This is a genomic window from Streptococcus sp. V913 (genome assembly GCF_054353455.1).
Genome location: NZ_JBTHHX010000002.1, coordinates 346907 through 365233, shown reverse-complemented (window position 1 = coordinate 365233; position 18327 = coordinate 346907). Strand labels below are relative to the sequence as shown.

Annotated in this window: 18 protein-coding genes; 2 read left to right on the top strand and 16 right to left on the bottom strand. The window is 42.3% G+C overall.

All coding sequences use genetic code 11. The features are described from left to right. Positions 1-36 precede the first annotated feature (36 nt). A complete protein-coding gene (gene pavA, locus ACXYSL_RS05795) occupies positions 37-1692 on the top strand; it encodes an Rqc2 family fibronectin-binding protein PavA (RefSeq protein ID WP_458624216.1) in 1656 nt (551 codons plus the stop codon). Between the two features lie 199 nt (positions 1693-1891). On the opposite strand, the gene ACXYSL_RS05790 is transcribed toward pavA, so the two are convergent. From ACXYSL_RS05790 to ACXYSL_RS05740, 11 genes are all read right to left on the bottom strand, one after another. Continuing rightward, positions 1892-2623 carry an NAD-dependent protein deacylase gene (locus ACXYSL_RS05790; protein WP_009730048.1) on the bottom strand — a complete coding sequence of 244 codons (732 nt, stop codon included), beginning with the start codon at positions 2621-2623 and terminating at the stop codon, positions 1892-1894. 153 nt (positions 2624-2776) lie between these two features. Continuing rightward, positions 2777-3487 carry a purine-nucleoside phosphorylase gene (gene deoD / locus ACXYSL_RS05785; protein ID WP_006145774.1) on the bottom strand — a complete coding sequence of 237 codons (711 nt, stop codon included), beginning with the start codon at positions 3485-3487 and terminating at the stop codon, positions 2777-2779. Between the two features lie 222 nt (positions 3488-3709). Then, positions 3710-4420, bottom strand: coding sequence for a type 1 glutamine amidotransferase (locus ACXYSL_RS05780; RefSeq protein WP_268713505.1), 711 nt, complete (start codon positions 4418-4420; stop codon positions 3710-3712). Further along, positions 4417-5652, bottom strand: coding sequence for a chloride channel protein (locus ACXYSL_RS05775; protein ID WP_458624215.1), 1236 nt, complete (start codon positions 5650-5652; stop codon positions 4417-4419). Before ACXYSL_RS05775 ends, ACXYSL_RS05780 begins: the two co-directional genes overlap by 4 nt. A 4-nt stretch (positions 5653-5656) precedes the next feature. Beyond that, positions 5657-6466: a purine-nucleoside phosphorylase gene (locus ACXYSL_RS05770; RefSeq protein WP_458624214.1), complete on the bottom strand. Its 810-nt coding sequence runs from the start codon at positions 6464-6466 to the stop codon at positions 5657-5659. Continuing rightward, positions 6463-7023 carry a DUF1697 domain-containing protein gene (locus ACXYSL_RS05765; RefSeq protein WP_458624213.1) on the bottom strand — a complete coding sequence of 187 codons (561 nt, stop codon included), beginning with the start codon at positions 7021-7023 and terminating at the stop codon, positions 6463-6465. Before ACXYSL_RS05765 ends, ACXYSL_RS05770 begins: the two co-directional genes overlap by 4 nt. Position 7024: 1 nt before the next feature. Beyond that, positions 7025-8236 (bottom strand): phosphopentomutase, encoded by a 1212-nt coding sequence (locus ACXYSL_RS05760; protein ID WP_000033119.1) that lies wholly within the window; start codon positions 8234-8236, stop codon positions 7025-7027. Positions 8237-8256: 20 nt separating this feature from the next. Continuing rightward, the gene (rpiA, locus tag ACXYSL_RS05755) at positions 8257-8940 is read right to left on the bottom strand and encodes a ribose-5-phosphate isomerase RpiA (RefSeq protein WP_458624212.1); all 684 of its coding nucleotides are present in this window, start codon (positions 8938-8940) and stop codon (positions 8257-8259) included. Between the two features lie 105 nt (positions 8941-9045). Then, the gene (locus tag ACXYSL_RS05750) at positions 9046-9975 is read right to left on the bottom strand and encodes a peptidase U32 family protein (RefSeq protein WP_458624211.1); all 930 of its coding nucleotides are present in this window, start codon (positions 9973-9975) and stop codon (positions 9046-9048) included. A 125-nt stretch (positions 9976-10100) separates the two neighbouring features. After that, entirely contained in the window at positions 10101-10781 is a 681-nt protein-coding gene (locus ACXYSL_RS05745) for an ABC transporter ATP-binding protein (protein WP_458624210.1), read from the bottom strand. A 13-nt stretch (positions 10782-10794) separates the two neighbouring features. Continuing rightward, a complete protein-coding gene (locus ACXYSL_RS05740; protein WP_458624209.1) occupies positions 10795-11850 on the bottom strand; it encodes an ABC transporter permease in 1056 nt (351 codons plus the stop codon). A gap of 385 nt (positions 11851-12235) precedes the next feature. Here ACXYSL_RS05740 and ACXYSL_RS05735 point away from each other — a divergent pair, with 385 nt between their 5' ends. After that, a complete protein-coding gene (locus tag ACXYSL_RS05735; RefSeq protein ID WP_009730037.1) occupies positions 12236-12520 on the top strand; it encodes a DUF3270 domain-containing protein in 285 nt (94 codons plus the stop codon). A 63-nt stretch (positions 12521-12583) separates the two neighbouring features. Here the strand turns inward: ACXYSL_RS05735 and ACXYSL_RS05730 are convergent, their stop codons facing one another. The 5 genes from ACXYSL_RS05730 to ACXYSL_RS05710 form a co-directional block, all read right to left on the bottom strand. Beyond that, entirely contained in the window at positions 12584-13921 is a 1338-nt protein-coding gene (locus ACXYSL_RS05730; protein ID WP_007521609.1) for a sensor histidine kinase, read from the bottom strand. After that, complete coding sequence (ciaR, locus tag ACXYSL_RS05725) at positions 13911-14585, bottom strand: two-component system response regulator CiaR (RefSeq protein ID WP_000590630.1); 675 nt, start codon at positions 14583-14585, stop codon at positions 13911-13913. The genes ACXYSL_RS05730 and ciaR overlap by 11 nt, the downstream gene beginning before the upstream one ends. Before the next feature lie 109 nt (positions 14586-14694). Then, entirely contained in the window at positions 14695-17241 is a 2547-nt protein-coding gene (locus ACXYSL_RS05720; RefSeq protein ID WP_458624208.1) for a M1 family metallopeptidase, read from the bottom strand. 122 nt (positions 17242-17363) lie between these two features. Then, complete coding sequence (locus ACXYSL_RS05715; protein WP_458624207.1) at positions 17364-17804, bottom strand: ASCH domain-containing protein; 441 nt, start codon at positions 17802-17804, stop codon at positions 17364-17366. Next, positions 17801-18298 carry an NUDIX hydrolase gene (locus tag ACXYSL_RS05710; RefSeq protein WP_007521606.1) on the bottom strand — a complete coding sequence of 166 codons (498 nt, stop codon included), beginning with the start codon at positions 18296-18298 and terminating at the stop codon, positions 17801-17803. The genes ACXYSL_RS05715 and ACXYSL_RS05710 overlap by 4 nt, the downstream gene beginning before the upstream one ends. Positions 18299-18327 lie beyond the last annotated feature (29 nt).

The following is an 18327-nucleotide window of genomic DNA, read 5'->3' as shown; positions in this document are numbered from 1 at the left end:
TATAATACTATGGAACACAATCACAAGGAGAGAACGATGTCATTTGACGGATTTTTTTTACACCACATGATTGAGGAATTGCGAAGCGAGTTGGTCAATGGTCGCATCCAGAAAATCAATCAACCTTTTGAACAAGAGTTGGTCTTGCAAATTCGCAGCAATCGCCAAAGCCATCGCCTGCTCCTCTCTGCCCATCCTGTTTTTGGGCGCATCCAGCTAACCCAAACGACTTTTGAAAATCCAGCCCAACCTTCGACTTTTATCATGGTTTTGAGAAAGTATTTGCAGGGTGCCGTGATTGAGTCGATTGAGCAAGTGGAAAACGACCGTATTGTGGAAATTACCGTTTCCAATAAAAACGAGATTGGGGACCACATTCAGGCTACCTTGATTATCGAGATCATGGGCAAACACAGCAATATTCTACTAGTTGATAAAAGCAGCCATAAAATCCTCGAAGTTATCAAACACGTCGGCTTTTCACAAAATAGTTACCGCACCTTGCTACCAGGCTCAAGCTATATCGCTCCGCCAAGTACAGAATCTCTCAATCCTTTTACTGTCAAGGATGAAAAGCTCTTTGAAATCCTGCAGACCCAAGAACTAACAGCAAAAAATCTTCAAAGTCTCTTTCAAGGTCTAGGACGTGATACGGCAAATGAATTGGAAAACATTCTTGTCAGTGATAAACTGTCTACTTTTCGAAACTTCTTCAGGCAAGAAACCAAGCCATGCTTAACAGAGACTTCCTTCAGTCCAGTTCCTTTTGCGAATCGTGTAGGAGAGCCTTTTGCCAGTCTTTCGGATCTCTTAGATACCTATTATAAGGATAAGGCCGAGCGCGACCGCGTTAAACAGCAAGCCAGTGAACTCATTCGTCGTGTTGAAAATGAGCTTCAAAAAAATCGCCATAAGCTTAAAAAACAAGAAAAAGAGTTACTAGCGACAGACAATGCTGAGGAATTTCGCCAAAAAGGAGAATTGTTGACAACCTTCCTCCACCAAGTTCCGAATGACCAAGACCAGGTAGTCTTGGATAATTACTACACGAATCAGCCTATCACCATTGCTCTTGATAAGGCACTAACTCCCAGCCAGAATGCCCAACGCTACTTTAAACGCTATCAGAAACTTAAAGAAGCTGTCAAATACCTGACTGAGCTAATCGAAGAAACCAAGGCTACCATTCTCTATCTAGAAAGCGTGGAAACCGTCCTCAACCAAGCTGGACTGGAGGAAATCGCTGAAATCCGTGAAGAATTGATCCAAACAGGATTTATCCGTAGACGCCAACGTGAAAAAATTCAGAAACGCAAAAAACCAGAACAGTATCTGGCGAGTGATGGCAAAACTATCATCTATGTCGGTCGAAACAATCTTCAAAATGAGGAATTGACCTTTAAAATGGCCCGCAAGGAGGAACTTTGGTTCCATGCCAAGGACATCCCTGGAAGCCACGTCGTCATCTCAGGAAATCTCAATCCTTCTGACGAAGTTAAGACAGATGCAGCCGAACTAGCAGCCTACTTTTCCAAAGGGCGCTTGTCAAATCTAGTTCAGGTAGATATGATTGAAGTGAAAAAACTCAATAAACCAACTGGTGGCAAACCCGGTTTTGTAACCTACACAGGACAAAAGACCCTCCGAGTTACACCAGACCCAGAAAAAATCGCATCTATGAAAAAATCCTGATTTTACTTGAAATCAGGATTTTCTTTTACATTTTACTCTGCAATCAAGGTTTCCAAACCAACCTTCATCATATCAGTGAAGGTGTTTTGATTTTCTCAGCCAGTTTTTAATAACTCTAAAAGAGCGAGATAGTGGTCAATAAATGAGATAGTTTTCTCTTTCAAGTAACAAGGTTTTGTTGCTATCTTCTAAAATTCTTTTATTGTCTCAATTTCGAAAAGACTTCCCCAATCTTGCCTTCAATGACCAATGTAGCTTGGCTGTCTTGTGGAATACTGGTTTTATTGATAAGGACCAGATTTGTCCCAGAAAAATAGTTTACTAGGCTAGCTGCAGGATAAACAACCAAGGAAGTCCCACCAATAATCAGCAAGTCTGCTTGCCGAATAGCTTGTGCAGCTTGACTAAAAACATCCATGTCAAGTGATTCTTCATACAAGGTCACGTCAGGCTTGACCACCTTGCCACAGTCTAAGCAGTGGGGAACAGGTCCCTCGAGGGCAAGAAAAGCAGTTAAGTCATAGAAATGTTGACAACCTAGGCAGTAATTCCGGTCCGCACTCCCATGCAATTTAAAGACTTTTTGGGAGCCAGCCATTTCATGAAGACTATCGATATTTTGTGTCACAACAGCCTTTAGCTTACCTGTCTTTTCCAAAGTAGCCAGATAAGTGTGAGCAGCATTAGGCTTTGCTTCTGGATAAATCAGGTATTTTTTATAGAAGTCAAAAAAATCTTCTGGATAGCGCTCAAACATGGTTCGAGAAACGAGTTGCTCTGCCGTAAAATGACGGCCTAACTGATGACTATAAACACCATCTGAACTACGAAAATCTGGGATATTAGACTCGGTTGACACTCCTGCCCCTCCAAAGAAAACAATCCGTTGGCTTTGATCTATCAAGTCTTGTAATTGTTCAATTTTATCCATCACATTTCTCCTTAAGCTGGGTTCTAAAAAAGTTGAAAACCAATAGCTCCAGCAATCTGATTTTCAACTCTTCCTTTATCATTACTGATATATTTGAGATTAAAGCATTTGAATCAATCTTAGAAATAACCTTATCTCAAAGTAATACGATGTTTACTCTGCAATCAAGGTTTCCAAACCAACCTTCATCATATCAGTGAAGGTGTTTTGGCGTTCTTCTGCAGTAGTGTCTTCATCTGGATTGACCAAGCTATCAGAAATGGTCATGATAGCAAGTGCATCAACGTGGTGTTGGGCAGCAAGATAGTAAAGAGCTGCTGCTTCCATTTCTACAGCCTTGACTCCCCATTTACCAAGCTCGATATTCTTTTCAAAGTAGTTTGAGTAAAAGACATCAGATGACAAAACATTCCCAACGTGGGTAGTCATACCAAGTCCTTTAGCAATGTGGTAAGCCTTGTCTAACAAATCAAAGCTAGCAATTTGTGGGAAATCGTACTGTGGCCAGTCGTTGCGGATGATGTTTGAGTTGGTTGCAGCAGCCTGTGCCAAAACCAATTCACGAACGTGGACATCTTCATTCAAAGAACCCGCAGTTCCCACACGGATTAATTTCTTCACACCGTAGTCCACAATCAACTCACGCGCATAAATCGAAATGGATGGCATCCCCATCCCAGTTCCCATGACCGATACACGGTGACCCTTGTAAGTACCAGTGTAACCAAACATGTTACGCACTTCGTTAAAACAAACAGCATCTTCAAGGAAATTCTCCGCAATAAATTTCGCACGAAGAGGATCCCCAGGAAGAAGAATTTTATCAGCAATTTCACCCTGCTGAGCAGCAATATGGATAGACATAGTTAAGATATAAAGGGTGACAGAGAACAAAGTAAAAATAGGAAACTGACGACGCATCGCAGATGCTAGACAGTTTATCTTTTTTACACAGTTCTCCGCCCGTATTCAGTTCAGCGAATACGGTTTACCCATCCTTTCTTTCTTGATTTTAAAATTAAATATTTCACAGAACAGTTAGCCCGAGTTTGACTATAACTCAGATACTCTGCCTTTCTGTAGTTCCTAGTTTACCAATGAATCTAAAAATGCATACAGTTTTGCATTCATTTCAGAGTAATCGTTTCTACGTAATTCTTCTGGTGTTTGAACGAAAGTGAACTTTTCACTTTGCTCTCTTAATTGCTCCTCACCATCCGCAGTAATTAAGAGTTCTACTGCTTCGGGATCAAATTCCAAATGAGCCTGAAAGGCATAATGTTTTGGACTGAAGCGAATAATTTGGCGTGGACAACCTTGACTGGTCGCCAGGACGACAGCATCCTCTGTCAGCCCTGGCATATCACCGTGCCAGTGGCCGATTTCTAAGGTTTTTTCGAACAAGCTGACATGAGGATCTGTTAGACCTTGCATCGTCAATGTCACAGGATAAACGCCGATCTCGCGCTCTGGACTATGTTCATACTTCGCACCATAGGCAACAGACAGGAGCTGCGCACCAAGACAGACACCAACAATATAAATATCTGCAGCAATCGCTTCTTTCATAAAAGCAAGCTCAGCCTTTGGATCATAGTATGGGAAGTTTTCTCTATCCTCATCAGGTGATTGAGGACCACCCATAACAATCAGAAAATCAATTCCGTCAATTGTTTCAGGAAGAGGTTCTTTTTCATAAACCTTTGTTGATGTAATGTGATGACCTCGTTCCAGAGCCCATTTTAGATAAGCACCCGGTACTTCAAATGTTTCATGCAGTACAAAATGTACCTTCATTGTCCTCTCTCCCATCTCTTTCGAATCGCATAAGACATTCCTGCCGCTAGTACAAGCGGTATTGTCAAACTCCAATCCTGACCTGTAAATCCAAGACTTAGGGCAATAGCCGTCAGAGGAGCGTGTAAGGTCGTCCCTAAAAAGACTGTTGCTCCTAGTAGCATTCCTAGAGCTGGATCCAGATGGACGCCAACTACTGTCAAAAGCAAGGTCACTAAGTAACCAGACCCAATCCCTAAGGCAAATGATGGTGTCAAGGTTCCCCCATAGGCACCATTGCGTAAGAGGAGATAAACCAGAAGCCCCTTCATTACAAGAGCCAGTGGAAGATAGGGAACCGGCTGGCGAGATAACAAGGCTTGCGCTAGTACCTGACCATTTCCCATAAAGATAGGGAAAAAGGATACAAGGCTCGCCAACACTAGAAAGGCTAGAGGAAGAACCCAAAGGATCGTCTCATCCTTGCGCCGTTTGCGATTAGCTTGCTTGGCTAAAGATCGAAAAACCAGTGCTAGAGGAGTGACCAATAACGCAATCAGAATAGCTTGTAAGAAACCGCTGACCGACCATGAGACCGCAGATAGGTGATAAATAGCATCCTGACCAACAACGGGCTGAGCCACCCAGGTTGCCAGATAAGTACTAGCCAAAACCATCAAAAAGTTCTGCCAACTATAGGCAAGTCCTAAGATCTCAAAGACAAACAAGCTACTAGCAAAGGGAACCTGATAGACCGCAGCTAGACCAGCTCCTGCCCCACAGGCAACCAACACCTTCCGTTCTTTAAGGGCTAGAGAGAACCCCTTTGACAAGTGACCAGCTAGAAGAGCCCCAACCTCGCGTGGTGCTCCTTCTTTTCCGACCGATGCCCCTGCTCCGACAATCGCAACCTGCATACCTGCATGAAGGAGGTGGGCTAAGGGTGCTGGATTCCTGACTCCAGCTAGGTCAATTTGCTGGCGAATAGAGAAAATTTTATGGCGCCTTTGCAGGATATACCAGAAGCCAGCTGCCAAGACCCCTGTCACACACAGAACGAGGAATCTACGGAGACCCCCAGCTTCTTGGAATTGCTTGAGCAGATCCGAACTAGTTTGGCCAAAGGCCAGCCATTGCACACCTTCTAGTAGATAATGGCAGGCAATGCCGACTAGCCCAGCCCCTATTCCCAATGATAAAGTGGCTAGAAGTAATCTTACTCCGTAGGGCAGACTTTGGAGTCGTGCTTTCATAGGATTACAATTCTACAAGAATCGTTTTAACCAAGCCTTTGAAGTCACCTTTGACACGCTCTGTCACTTCCACAACTTCCTCGTGGTTAAGTTCTTCTTGGAATCCAGCAGCATGGTTAGTAATACATGAAATACCGAGAACTTTCAAGCCTGAGTGGGCTGCCACAATAACTTCAGGAACAGTGGACATACCAACTGCATCTGCTCCCAATGTCTTATAGGCACGAATTTCTGCAGGTGTTTCATAAGTCGGACCGGTTACACCAATATAGACACCTTCATCAAGCTTGATACCGAGTTTTTTAGCCACTTCATGAGCAGTAGCACGGTATTCTGGAGTGTAGGCTTTAGACATATCTGGGAAACGTGGACCAAAATCATCCAAGTTTTCACCCATCAATGGGTTTTGCCCCGTCATATTGATATGGTCTGAGATAGCCATCAAGGTACCAGGACCAAATCCAATACCTCCAGCTGCATTGGTTACAATGACACCTTCACATCCGAGAACTTTCATCACACGTACTGGAAAAGTCACGACTTCAAGAGGATTTCCTTCGTAGAAATGGAAACGACCTTGAAGAGCCAAGACTTTTCGACCTGCAAGTTCTCCATATACCAATTTACCAGCGTGTCCGACGACTGTCGAACGGCCCCAGTTTGGAATCTCAGCATAGTCTACTACAACTGGATTTTCGATTTCTTCTGCCAATTCTCCAAGTCCTGATCCAAGGATTAAACCGAACTCAGGCGCTTGGATTCCTTTATCTTTCAGAAAAGCAGCTGTTTCTTGGATCTTATCTAAAAATGTCATTGTGTGTCTCCTTTATTATTTTTTAGCATTTGACCGATTTTGTCAAAGGTTTTTGCGTTGCAAATGGTGATGTTGCGATAGAAAGACATCTTGAGCAAGTACTTGTGATAGGCAGTTGCATAGTAGGATTTTTCAGAGAATTTCCCCCAGAAAATCCCATGTTTTCCAAAATGAACCACTTCATCTTTCAGTTCCAAACTTTCAACTTTCTCAATGACTTGATCCACATCCAAGCCTTCTGTATAAAAGAGGACATCTTTTCGAGCCAGATCTTTGGTCCACCATTCAGGCAGATTTTCAATTTCCGCTTCAAAGTCCTCAAGACTCAGCAAGGAAAAGCTCTGAATAAATGGATAATGGGCTTCAAAGAAAGCCTCTAACTTTTCAACCAATTGAGATTTTGAGTCTGTCGAAGTAAAGAAAACATTGCCACTGTTGATGTAGGTTTCAACATTTTCCAGCCCCAACTCTGTCAGTTCTTGACGAAGTTGCGCCATGACAACCTTATTTTTCCCACCGACATTAATGCCTCGTACCAGTAAAGCATACCGCGTCATCTTATACCAATTTATCTAAGAAACTTTCCCCAATCATAGCAGTTTCCACACCAAAGTTATCGGCAACAGTCGCTGAGATATCTGCAAAATGTCCAACTGGAATGACACCATTTCCTTTAAAGGAAGGACTGTAAGCCAAAAGTGGAATATATTCGCGAGTGTGGTCTGTTCCTGCATAGGTTGGGTCATTTCCATGGTCCGCAGTAATCAAGAGAAGGTCATTCTCTCTCATGGCAGCGATAATTTCAGGCAAGCGTTCATCAAACTCATGCAAGCAATCACGGTAACCATGAGCATTGCGGCGGTGTCCATAAAGGGCATCAAAGTCCACCAAGTTTGTGAATGAGAATCCTTTTTCAAACTCAGCAAGTCCCATGGTCTTCAATAATGTATCAATTCCGTGACTATTTGACTTGTTGTGGCCCATGTCATGATTGATACCAGCGCCGTTAAAGATATCGTTGATTTTACCAACAGCATAAGTATCGATACCAGCCTCGTTCAATTTATCCAAAACGGTTGGTGCAAATGGAGATACAGCCAAGTCACGACGGTTAGCTGTACGAGTGAAGTTACCTGGCTCACCCACATAAGGACGGGCAATGATACGGCCTAGAAGGGCAGGACGTTCAAGGGTGATCGAACGAGCGTATTCACAGATACGGTACAATTCATCCAAAGGAATAATGTCTTCGTGGGCAGCAATTTGTAAAACAGGGTCAGCTGAAGTATAGATAATCAACTCCCCAGTTTCCATCTGACGTGGTCCAAAGTCATCGATAACAGCTGTACCTGAGTAAGGTTTGTTGGCTTCACGAATGACCTTGCGTCCTGAGAATTCTTCGATTTTCGTCAAGATTTCTTCCGGGAATCCATTCCAGAAAGTATCGAAAGGCTCCGTAATGTTAAGTCCCATGATTTCCCAGTGTCCAGTCATGGTATCCTTCCCAAGTGATACTTCTTCCAATTTCGTCGCATAACCTGTTGGGTTGCTTTCTGCTGGTACAGTCTTAAGAGGAGTTTCACGAGGAATATTTCCTAGACCGATTTTAGCCATGTTTGGCACATTCAAACCAACTGTTTTTGAAATGTGTCCTAGTGTGTCAGAAGCTCCATCTGGAACCCCTGCATTGACAAAGTTATTGGCATCTGGCGCAGCACCGATTCCCACAGAATCCAGTACCACCAAGTGAATACGATTAAATTTTGACATAGTGTGTCTCCTTTTATTTTCTATTTTCCTTTTGTTGAAGTTAAAATCTGAACGCCATTTCGTCCCGCTACGATGACCTTATCCACCATTTGGTTGAACAAGCCATGCTCTACGACACCAACGACATGATCCAATTCTTGCCCGAAGGCAATTGGATTTTCAATGACATCCAAGGCTAGGTCAATGATAAAATTCTGCATATCGGTTACAAAACGTTGGCCGTCTTTTTCACGGAAACTTGGTTTGTAGCCAGCTCGCTCAAACCGACGAAAGACCTGTTCTGATCCATACTGAACCACTTCTACTGGCAATTTAAAAGCACCTAGTTTCTCTACCAGTTTGCTTTCATCTACCACCCAAATGTATTCTTTTGAGGGCGTTGCGACAACCTTCTCCATGAGAAGGGCACCACCACCGCCTTTGATCCCGTTGAACTGGCTATCTACTTCATCCGCTCCATCGACTGTCACATCGACAAAGTCCACTTGATCAATCGACTTGAGCGGGATATTAAGACCTTCGGCCTGTTTACTAGTAACACTGGAAGTCGTCACAGCAGTAATCTGCAAACCTTCTTCCTTAATCCGACGACCGATTTCTTCTACGAAATAGTAGGCAGTAGAGCCCGTTCCAAGTCCGACTACCATGCCATCCTTGACAAACTCAGCAGCCTTGATACCTGCCATCTTTTTCAGATTCTCCACTTAAACACCTCCATTAAAGAGCTATTTTTATTATAACATGTATCCGTTTTTATTTCATGAATACACTTGAAAAACCCGAACATTTTTATTTCGGGTTTTTATGTCCTATTTAACCATGTCAGGATCGTAATCATAGAATCCCGTATCGAGGAAACGGTTTTTAGGGTGTAACTTGCGCACTTCCTCATCTAATAAGAAGGCTTGGTCATGACTGAAATTCCCCTCTTGAATCAAGCTGCGTGCTTGGACAAAGAGTTTGGCAATTTCTACAAAATTCTGACCGGGTGTGTAGAGCCCCTCTAGCTTCCAGTGAGTAAAATCATGCTCTACCAATTCTGTCAATTTAGTCATCAGATCAAGGTCATTGTTGGCAAAAATATGAGTACCATGATTATCTTCAAAGATGGAATAATGGCTCTCAGGGTCACTCGGTTCTGCTAAGAAGAGGTCACGTTTACGCGTCTTTTCGTCATCGATATGCGTGAAGTTATAGTAGTTTTGTAAAAGCGGACGCTTAGAATGGTGAATAACACTAGCTCCATAAACCAAGACTTCAGCAGGAATTTCCAAAATCTCTGGCATTTTGAAGAGTTCAGCCGATGGAATTTCACGCGCCAAAACCGCCTCAGATGCGCCAGCCTTTTGACCCCAGAAGTTAATCTGACGGCTACTTGTCACCATGGTTGAAGCATCGTAGATAGTCTTAAAGGAATAGCCATCACGGTTTACCACGTAAAAGACACCTGCATCTCCAACAGTGATATAGTCTATCTTGATTTCTTCCAAGAAGTCTAGGAAGGGCTTGATACGGTCCATCATATCTTGGTGCATGAGGGCGTTGACTGCAACGATCAATTCCTTACCCGCATCATGAACGAGCTTAGCGATGGTGCGTAACTCTTCATAACTAAAGGTTGTTGGCAGACGAAGGCCAAAATCTTTCTCACCAACATAGATACGATCTACGCCAGCTTCGAGTAGTTGTTCAACTTGTTCAATACTTTCAGCAGTTGCTGTAATGATAATCTTTTCCATAAGAAAAATTATACCACATTTCTCAAAAATCAGCTATGGGTACTGAGAGTTTCACAAAAAGTTAAACTTATTTCTATCTTTCCCAATCAAAAAAGTGAACAGTAACTTGTACCATTCACTCTATTTTATGCATGTGTTTCTTCAACTAGGTGGCCATCGTTCATAACATAGATACGGTCGACCTTATCAAGAAGGCGTGTATCATGTGTAATCATGACAACTCCTCTACCTTGTTCATGGGCAATGGCAGCCAACATTTCTGTTACTTGGTAAGCACGCTGGGTATCTAGACTGGCTGTCGGCTCATCTGCAAGAACGATGCTCGGATTATTATAAAGCGCTCTAGCAATCGCCGCACGTTGACGTTCGCCACCCGATAGAGCCTTGGGATAATGATCTTGTACTTTTTCCAAATCCAACAAGTCAAAGAGCTCTTTTCGGTCACTTTTGCTATTTTTTCCCTTATCTAGTCTGTCAATCAAATCCAGCTGTTCCTTGACCGTTAGAAAAGGAATTAAGTTTGAAGCCTGAAGAATGAAGCCAAACTCTCTAAAACGGAGGTCTGTTTTCTCCTTCTCCGTCAAACTACCTGTTTCCTTCCCCTTGACTAGAATCTTTCCACTCGATGCTTCCTGAAGTTGTCCAAGAGTTGTTAGAAAGGTCGTCTTTCCAGAGCCTGAAGGCCCAACAATAGCTACGAACTCTCCTGCATTTAGCTGAAAATTCGTCTCATGCAGGGCAACGACTTTCATCTTTCCTTCCCCGTAGGTTTTTGTAACTTGAGTCATTTCAATCAATGCTGTCATACTATTCTCCTTATCACTCTGCAATCGCAGTAATCGGGTCCACCTTTAGCAAGCGTGGAAGTGAAATGACACCACCTAGAAGGGCCATCAAGGAAATTACCAAGCTTAGGACAGAGTAAGCTATCCAGCTTGGGTAGAAAAAGAAGGTAGCTGGTAAAACCAAAATCACTCCTCCGATTGCCAGCAAGGCTAAAGCAATCCCCATACCAGCTAGGAGAAAGATTTGACAGAAAAGAGACCATACAATGGTTTTGATCTGTATTCCTTGAGCTCGCATTATTCCATAAAGTCCTAGTTTTTGGATGGTAATGATATAAACAAAAATACCCACAATCAAGCCTGTAATGACAATCATAGCAAGAATCATTCCTGAAAATACATTAACCTGAGGTGTGTAACCAGGAATTTTCGATATCATTTTTGGAATGGAAATCTGTTTCAGTCCATCCCCAACAACTTCTATATCATTTTTCAATACCAAGGCAGAGACGGAACGATTGGCTTTCAAGGTTCCTTGTAAGGTCCAATAAGTTGTCAGACTCGTAAAGACAACAGGCTCGGTGAAAAACTTATTTCCTTGAGTCAAGCCTACGATCTTGTAACTTGAATCGCTTCCATTGAGCTGAATGGCATCGCCTAGCTTCATTCCATAGTTTTCAAAAGACTGATCCACGACAACCTCATCATCTCCTTCAGGATAACGACCCTCCGTCAAACTAGGTGAGATAAAAGCGTCCCAGTCTTGAGCAAAAATGGAAACATTGACCTTTTCACTACCATCGACTAGATTGGTCACAGCGAACATATAGCCCAGTGGAGCAACCTCTTTAGAACTCTTATCCTTGTAGTCCTTTTCAGGAATAAAGGATGCTGTCAAATTATCATTTGCGTAGTCGGATAAAACGACACCCGTTGCTTGCCAATTATCAATAGCTGCTCGGTTATTTCGCACAAGGCCAAGAGCTAGACTGGTCATAAAAAAGACCATAAAAGCGATAAGAAAAATGGTAGTTAGAATCAAACTATATCGAAGTTTGTTTCGTACTATTTCTTTGATAGCAAGATACATGCTTATCTCCTTTAACATTTCCCAGAGGTAGTTTAAAAGCCACCCAGACCAATAGACAGGATCTCTGTCCTTCCATCCATTCAAAACAATTCCTACCAATACTCTTCAAAAGTATCCAGGTAGCAACTCAACAAATCATCTTAGGAAAAAGCCTCAGCTTGCTATCAATTTATATAAGTTATCTCTTCTTTTCTCATTAAATTTATAATAGAGAAGGTCGGATCATCTGTTTTAAGTGTAACATCCATGCTATCACTTTCCCCAGTGGGTGTCAAGAAGAGTGACTTAGAAGATGATAAGAGACTTTAGTAGTTTTGTAATAATTCTGTAATAATTCTCTCCATAAAAAATGATAAAATAGTTAGGTACTGTTAAGGAGAGAATCATGCCCGCAAGAAAATTAGAAGCTTATGAGTTTGAACAAACTCCCGAATCGAATCAAACTCCGCTTTATCAAGACTATACACTGGAAGCACCTGTTAGCTCCAATTTAAAAGAGATTTTATTTTTTGTAAATATTGCTTGTTTTTGTATTTTTATGGTGTTTTTTAGTTTTATCTTTTTAGCCTTAAAATTGAACACAGCTTTATCGTTTGTTGCTGCTATGGGGGCAAGCTTGACACTCCTCCAACTCCAACGAAAGATTATTAAACGAAAAATTTCAAAATAAAGGTTGGTACCACTACCAACCTCTTTTCTAGTTAACAAAAAAGACAGTTTTAAAACTGTCTTTTTATTTATTCTTACGTTTGGGAGGAGATTGAATAGCAATCTTAACTTCAAAAATTGTTCCTCTAGGCTTGTTATCTTTAACGGTAATCGTTCCTCGTAAGGCATCTACGATCTGCTTGGCCAAAGATAGTCCCAGACCAAACCCACCTTTCTGACGGGTTCTCGCCTTGTCTACACGGTAAAAACGGTCAAAGATTTTCTTCTTATCGGCAGCTGAGATCCCAATTCCATTATCCGTTACGGATAGATAGAGGTGGCGATCCGTAGCATGGACCACAAACTCAATCTTTCCATCTTCTTCGGTATACTTGATGGCATTATCAAACAAGATGGTCATGAGCTGTTTTAGGAGCAACTGATCGGTCATGAATGGACGATAAATTCGATTTTCATAGTTGAAAACACGATCATTTTCAGAAGCAATCAACTCATAGTTGGCAAAGGTTGTTTTAAAGAATTGTGGAGAAACTTCTGCTATTTCTGGTTTGATTCCATCATCTCGACGTGCAAGGTTGAGAAGATTGGTCGTGAGGAAGCGCATATTGCGAACTTCTTCAAGACTAGAAGCAATGCTTTCGCTGGATTCCATAATCGTTGCCTCTGGTTTTCGAAAGAGAGTCTCTAAACGATTTTGTAAAACGGCCAAAGGCGTTCTCAGTTCGTGACTCGCATTTTCAACAAAGGACTTCTGCTTTTGCATACTTTCCAGCAGAGGTTTGACACTGACACGTGCCAGGTAAACACTGGCAATTAAAGACAGGAGCCAGAAACTAGCCATAACTACAACAATTAAATGCTCGTGGTTTTGGCTGATTTGCTCAAGCTGGCTGGTATTGATTAAAACCGCCGCATATTTGACATTACTTGAAACAGTGGATGAATTGGTTTCCATCAAGACCATTCGGTAGGTTTCTTCCTGACCATAGCTATTGACAACTTGGATTTGGCGAATGTGATTCAACTCTTTCTTGTCCAGCTTGATCTTGTCCAAGCCTAAAAAGCGATTGCCCAGTAAGAGTTGGTTAAAATCCTTGTCAAAAAGCAAAACTTCTGTATTAGAGCTAACATTGGTCTTGATTTCAGCCTTGCTGGCATCCGCTGTTGCGGGTTGAATATCCTTGACCTCTTCGGTGGCCCGATTCAGGGCTAACTGGATAACCGCTTGAGGACTACTACTAAGGGCTTGTAGTTTTTCATCTACAGAGGTGTAGAGACTCGAGTGCATGACCTGAAGGATAATCAAGGTCATAGCAGAGAAAATCAGGGTGAACACTCCGAAGTTTCGAATGAAATAGCTGAAATCATCCGCATACCATGTTTTTTTTAGTTTATTGAACATCTTTTAATATATACCCGACACTACGCAAGGTTTGAAGATTTTCAGCAAAGGCTGTCCCCTTCAATTTCTTACGAACTTTTGAAACATAGACTTCTACAACGGAAATCGTCGTATCGCTATCAAATCCCCATAGACGGTCAAAAATTTGCGTCTTAGGAAGAATAACATTTTGATTTTGAAGGAAGTAAACCAATAACTCAAACTCTTTTCCGAGTAGTTCCACAGGCGTGTCTTCCACCTTAACCTCATTCGTTGAAAGGTTGACGACAATATCCCCATAGGTCAAGGTGTTTTCGTTAAACTTACCTGAACGTTTGAGAAGGGCTTGGATCCGCATTTTGAGTTCTTCTAGATAGAAAGGTTTGGTGAGGTAGTCATCCGCACCCAATTCAAATCCATGACCCTTGTCATCCAAACTTTCCTTAGCGGTCATGATAAGGACAGGGGTTGTAATTCCTTTTTCACGTAATTCTTTCAAGACTTGGAAGCCATTTTTTTCAGGTAACATGAGGTCAAGCAGAATCAAGTCATAGACGCCACTTTCAGCTTCGTAGAGACCTTCTTCTCCATCAAAGACCTGCATGACATCTGCAAAATCATCTAAAAAGTCAAATACTGAGTTTGACAGACCTAGGTCATCTTCTACTAATAAGATTTTTATCATCAGAAACTCCTCCTTATTATGATTATTATACCAAAATTGCCTTAAAAAAAACTCAACTCTCTCTTCTTTTCAGATAGAAAGTTGAGTTTTTGTTTACATTTTGAACGAATTAAGCTTTGGCATATTGGGCTACAACAGTTTCGACTGCTGCTTTCTCACGCTTAATCAAGTCAACACGCGCTGCGATATCCTTGATTCCCATACGGATGTTTCGGCTAAGAGCAAGGTCAGAGAGTTGTGGTTCAAAGAATTCCTTGTACTCTGCCAAGCGTTGCTCTGTCTTAAATACATGGGCAGGTAGGATAACAAAGCTATCAAAGCTCATGTCCCCACCAAGAGCTGCCTTGATCCAATCCCAGTTTTCACGCGCCCATACCCAAACAGTTTCTTGAGTTGTTTGATGATCTAGGAACTGGTAATACCAAGCAGACAAGTCTTGTGGTTTCACCACAAATTTATCTTTCCATGAGCCGATCAAGGTTTGGATATTGTCCGCATCTGTACTGTATGCAAGAGCTCCTGCCAACTGGCGTTTGAAGACCGCATCCGTCGCATGAGTGTAGAGGTCCAGATAAGTTGCGACCAAGTCCTTAGTCTCATGGTGTTTCATTTCATTGATGAGCACTTGAGCACGAATTGCTGCTGGAAGTCCTGCAAGATTTTCCTTGTGAGCTGCAAAGATTTGACTAGCGACTTGACTAGCTTCTGCATCATTTGAGCGAATCATCATAGAAACAGCCAACTGACGGACCAATTCGTCTTCATCTGATTCACCATCTTTGGCTTCAAAACCAAGACGGTCATAGTTGTGACGAGCCAATTTAGCAACGAGTGTGTTAAAGGCTTTCTCAGTTTCTGTTCCTTCATCGATAAAGCGCTCAAGGGCAGCAATCACTTGAGATACAGCTGAAACCACCAAGTAAGACTCTTCCTTAGCTAGTTTATCAAGGACTGGGAGCAAGTCTGCATAAGAAATATGACCTGCCTCAGCCAACAAACGACGTTCTTGAACGATTTGCAGTTTGCTTGTGTTATCAAGTGTCTCTAGATCAGCAAGAACGGCATCTAACAAGTCTCCTTGATAGTCGGTAATGTAGTGGGCTGTATTTTCAGTGTTGAGACGAAGAGCTCCTTTATTTTCAGCAAGAAGAGCTGCGTAGCCAGGGATTTCAATACTTTCAGTTTCGAGTGTATCTGGCAAACCTTTCCAGTTGCTGTTGAGTGGCACAACCCAGAGACGGTTCTTGTCTTCGTGCTCACCGATAAAGAATTGTTTTTGTGAAATCTTCAAGACATCATTTTCAACTTTGACAGTAAGGACTGGGTAACCAGGTTGCTCCAACCAAGAATCCATGAAGGCTGCGACATCACGGCCTGATGCTTGTCCAAGGGCATTCCAAAGGTCACGACCGACGGTATTACTGTACTGGTGCTTTTCAAAGTAGGCATGCAAACCTTTAGCAAAATCAGCATCACCGAGCCAACGACGAAGCATGTGCATGAGACGGCTTCCTTTGGCATAGACGATAGCGCCATCAAAGAGGGTATTGATTTCATCTGGGTGTTTGACTTCAACGTGAACAGACTGAACGCCATCAGTCGCATCGCGTTTAAGCGCCGCTGGAACACCACCTGTTTGGAAATCTTCAAAGATATTCCAACTTGGTTCGATGGCATCCACACAGACGTATTCCATCATGTTAGCGAAGCTTTCATTAAGCCAAAGGTCATCCCACCATTTCATAGTAACGAGGTTACCAAACCATTGGTGAGCCAACTCATGTGCTACAACTAGGGCAACTTGTTGACGGCTAGCAAAGGTTGAGTTCTCATCCACAACCAAGTAAACTTCACGGTAGGTTACCAGACCCCAGTTTTCCATAGCACCTGCTGAGAAGTCAGGGAGGGCGATATGAAGAGATTGAGGGATTGGGTATTTAACTCCGTAGTAATCTTCGTAAAACTCGATTGAGCGAACGGCAATATCTAGTGAGAAATCAAGGTTAGAAAGTGGATGAGCTTTGGTTGAGTAGACACCTACGAGGGTACCGTTTTTAGTTTTAGCGGTTACCCCTTGCAAATCACCAGCGACAAAAGCCAACAAATAAGATGACATGCGAGGTGTTGTTTCAAACTTCCAGATGCCTGTTTCCTTACGGTTTTCCACATCGATTTCTGGCATGTTCGACAAGGCCACTTCACCTTCCGCTTGGTCAAAACGAAGAGCGAGGTCAAAGGTTGCTTTGGCTTCGGGCTCATCCACACATGGGAAAGCTTCACGCGCAAAATGGCTCTCGAACTGAGTAGACAAGACTTCCTTCTTGACACCATCAACTGTGTAATAAGAAGGGTAAATCCCTGTCATGTTGTCTGTGATTTTTCCTGAAAAAGCAATAACCAGTTCAACTTGACCAGCCTCAGCCAATTCAATATGAAGGGCTTCATTGTCATGGTCAACTGTAAACGGACGAGCTTGACCCGCGACTTCTACAGAAGTGATTTCCAAGTCTTTTTGGTGAAGGGAAATACGGTCACTCTGTGCTTGACCAGTAATGGTCACCTTACCAGAAAACGTTTTGGTCTCACGACTCAAGTCTAAAAATAAATCATAATGTTCAGGAACAAATTGCTTAATAAAATGTTCAACTGCTTGCATAGTTTTCTCCTATTCTAAGTTTAAGAGCTGCTACTCTTCTTCAAACAAACTTATTATATCATGTTTTGCTTGAGAAAAAAGGATTGGACGGTGATTTCCAAAACTTTCTTCCTTCCATCTGTCTACAGAGGGTAAACCTTGCGAAATTCTTCTAATACAACCTTACTATCAGGTGTAAAAGTCAGACCTGCTTCTCTCAGCCACTCGACGAAACAGTCCTCATGAACCTGACGCCAATAGGCTAAAGATTTGTCACCTTCCCCTTCCTTGAAGGCATGGTCAGCTGACACTTGATGAAAAGGCTGAACGGAAACCTTTGTAATTTCGATAATACAGACAGCCCGATCTTGACTATCTAAAATGACATCAAAGGTCCCTTCTTGTGGCAGGAGTTCGTTATCAACTGCATAAAGATCATAGGCTGATGCAGTTGCCGTCTTTTCACCTTTTAAAACCAAATCTGCCAAGAGATCGGCTTCCACTCCAAAAGTCCAGGCATCGATTTCATCTCCGATCAAGGGATTGATTTGTTTGTATTTATTCCACATTTCTTGCGGTGTCATTTCTTCTCCTGCTTTTCTTTTACCTTCCAATTCATGTAAGAGGTCTTGTCCAATTCTGGAAATCCTCCTAACTCTGCCTTAACTTTTAATACTAGGGGTGAGGCATTTTCTTCGGTCATCTGCTCGATAGGAAGCCAAATTGCATTTACTGAATCATTACTTCCATCAAGAACTTCATGAGGAAGAGATTTTTGAGAGCTCCCGAAATCGAGCACCACATCATAAAAAGCCATGATATGGTGTACTGCGAAATCTTGCCCTTCTTCTTGAACCAACACATCATAGATTCTAGGGTTTGAATAATCGCTAAGAGCATATCCTGTCTCTTCCAGAACTTCTCTCTTGAGAGTTTCTGTCAACCCCTCACCTAGTTCTTGACTACCACCAGGTAAATCAAAACGATGTTGATAAGGTCCTCTTGTTTTCTCAATGCAAAGCAATTTCCCATTCTCAAGGCAAACGCCATAAACACCAAAGTGTTTTTTGATTTCCATTTCCTACTCTTTCTAACAATCCAAGATTG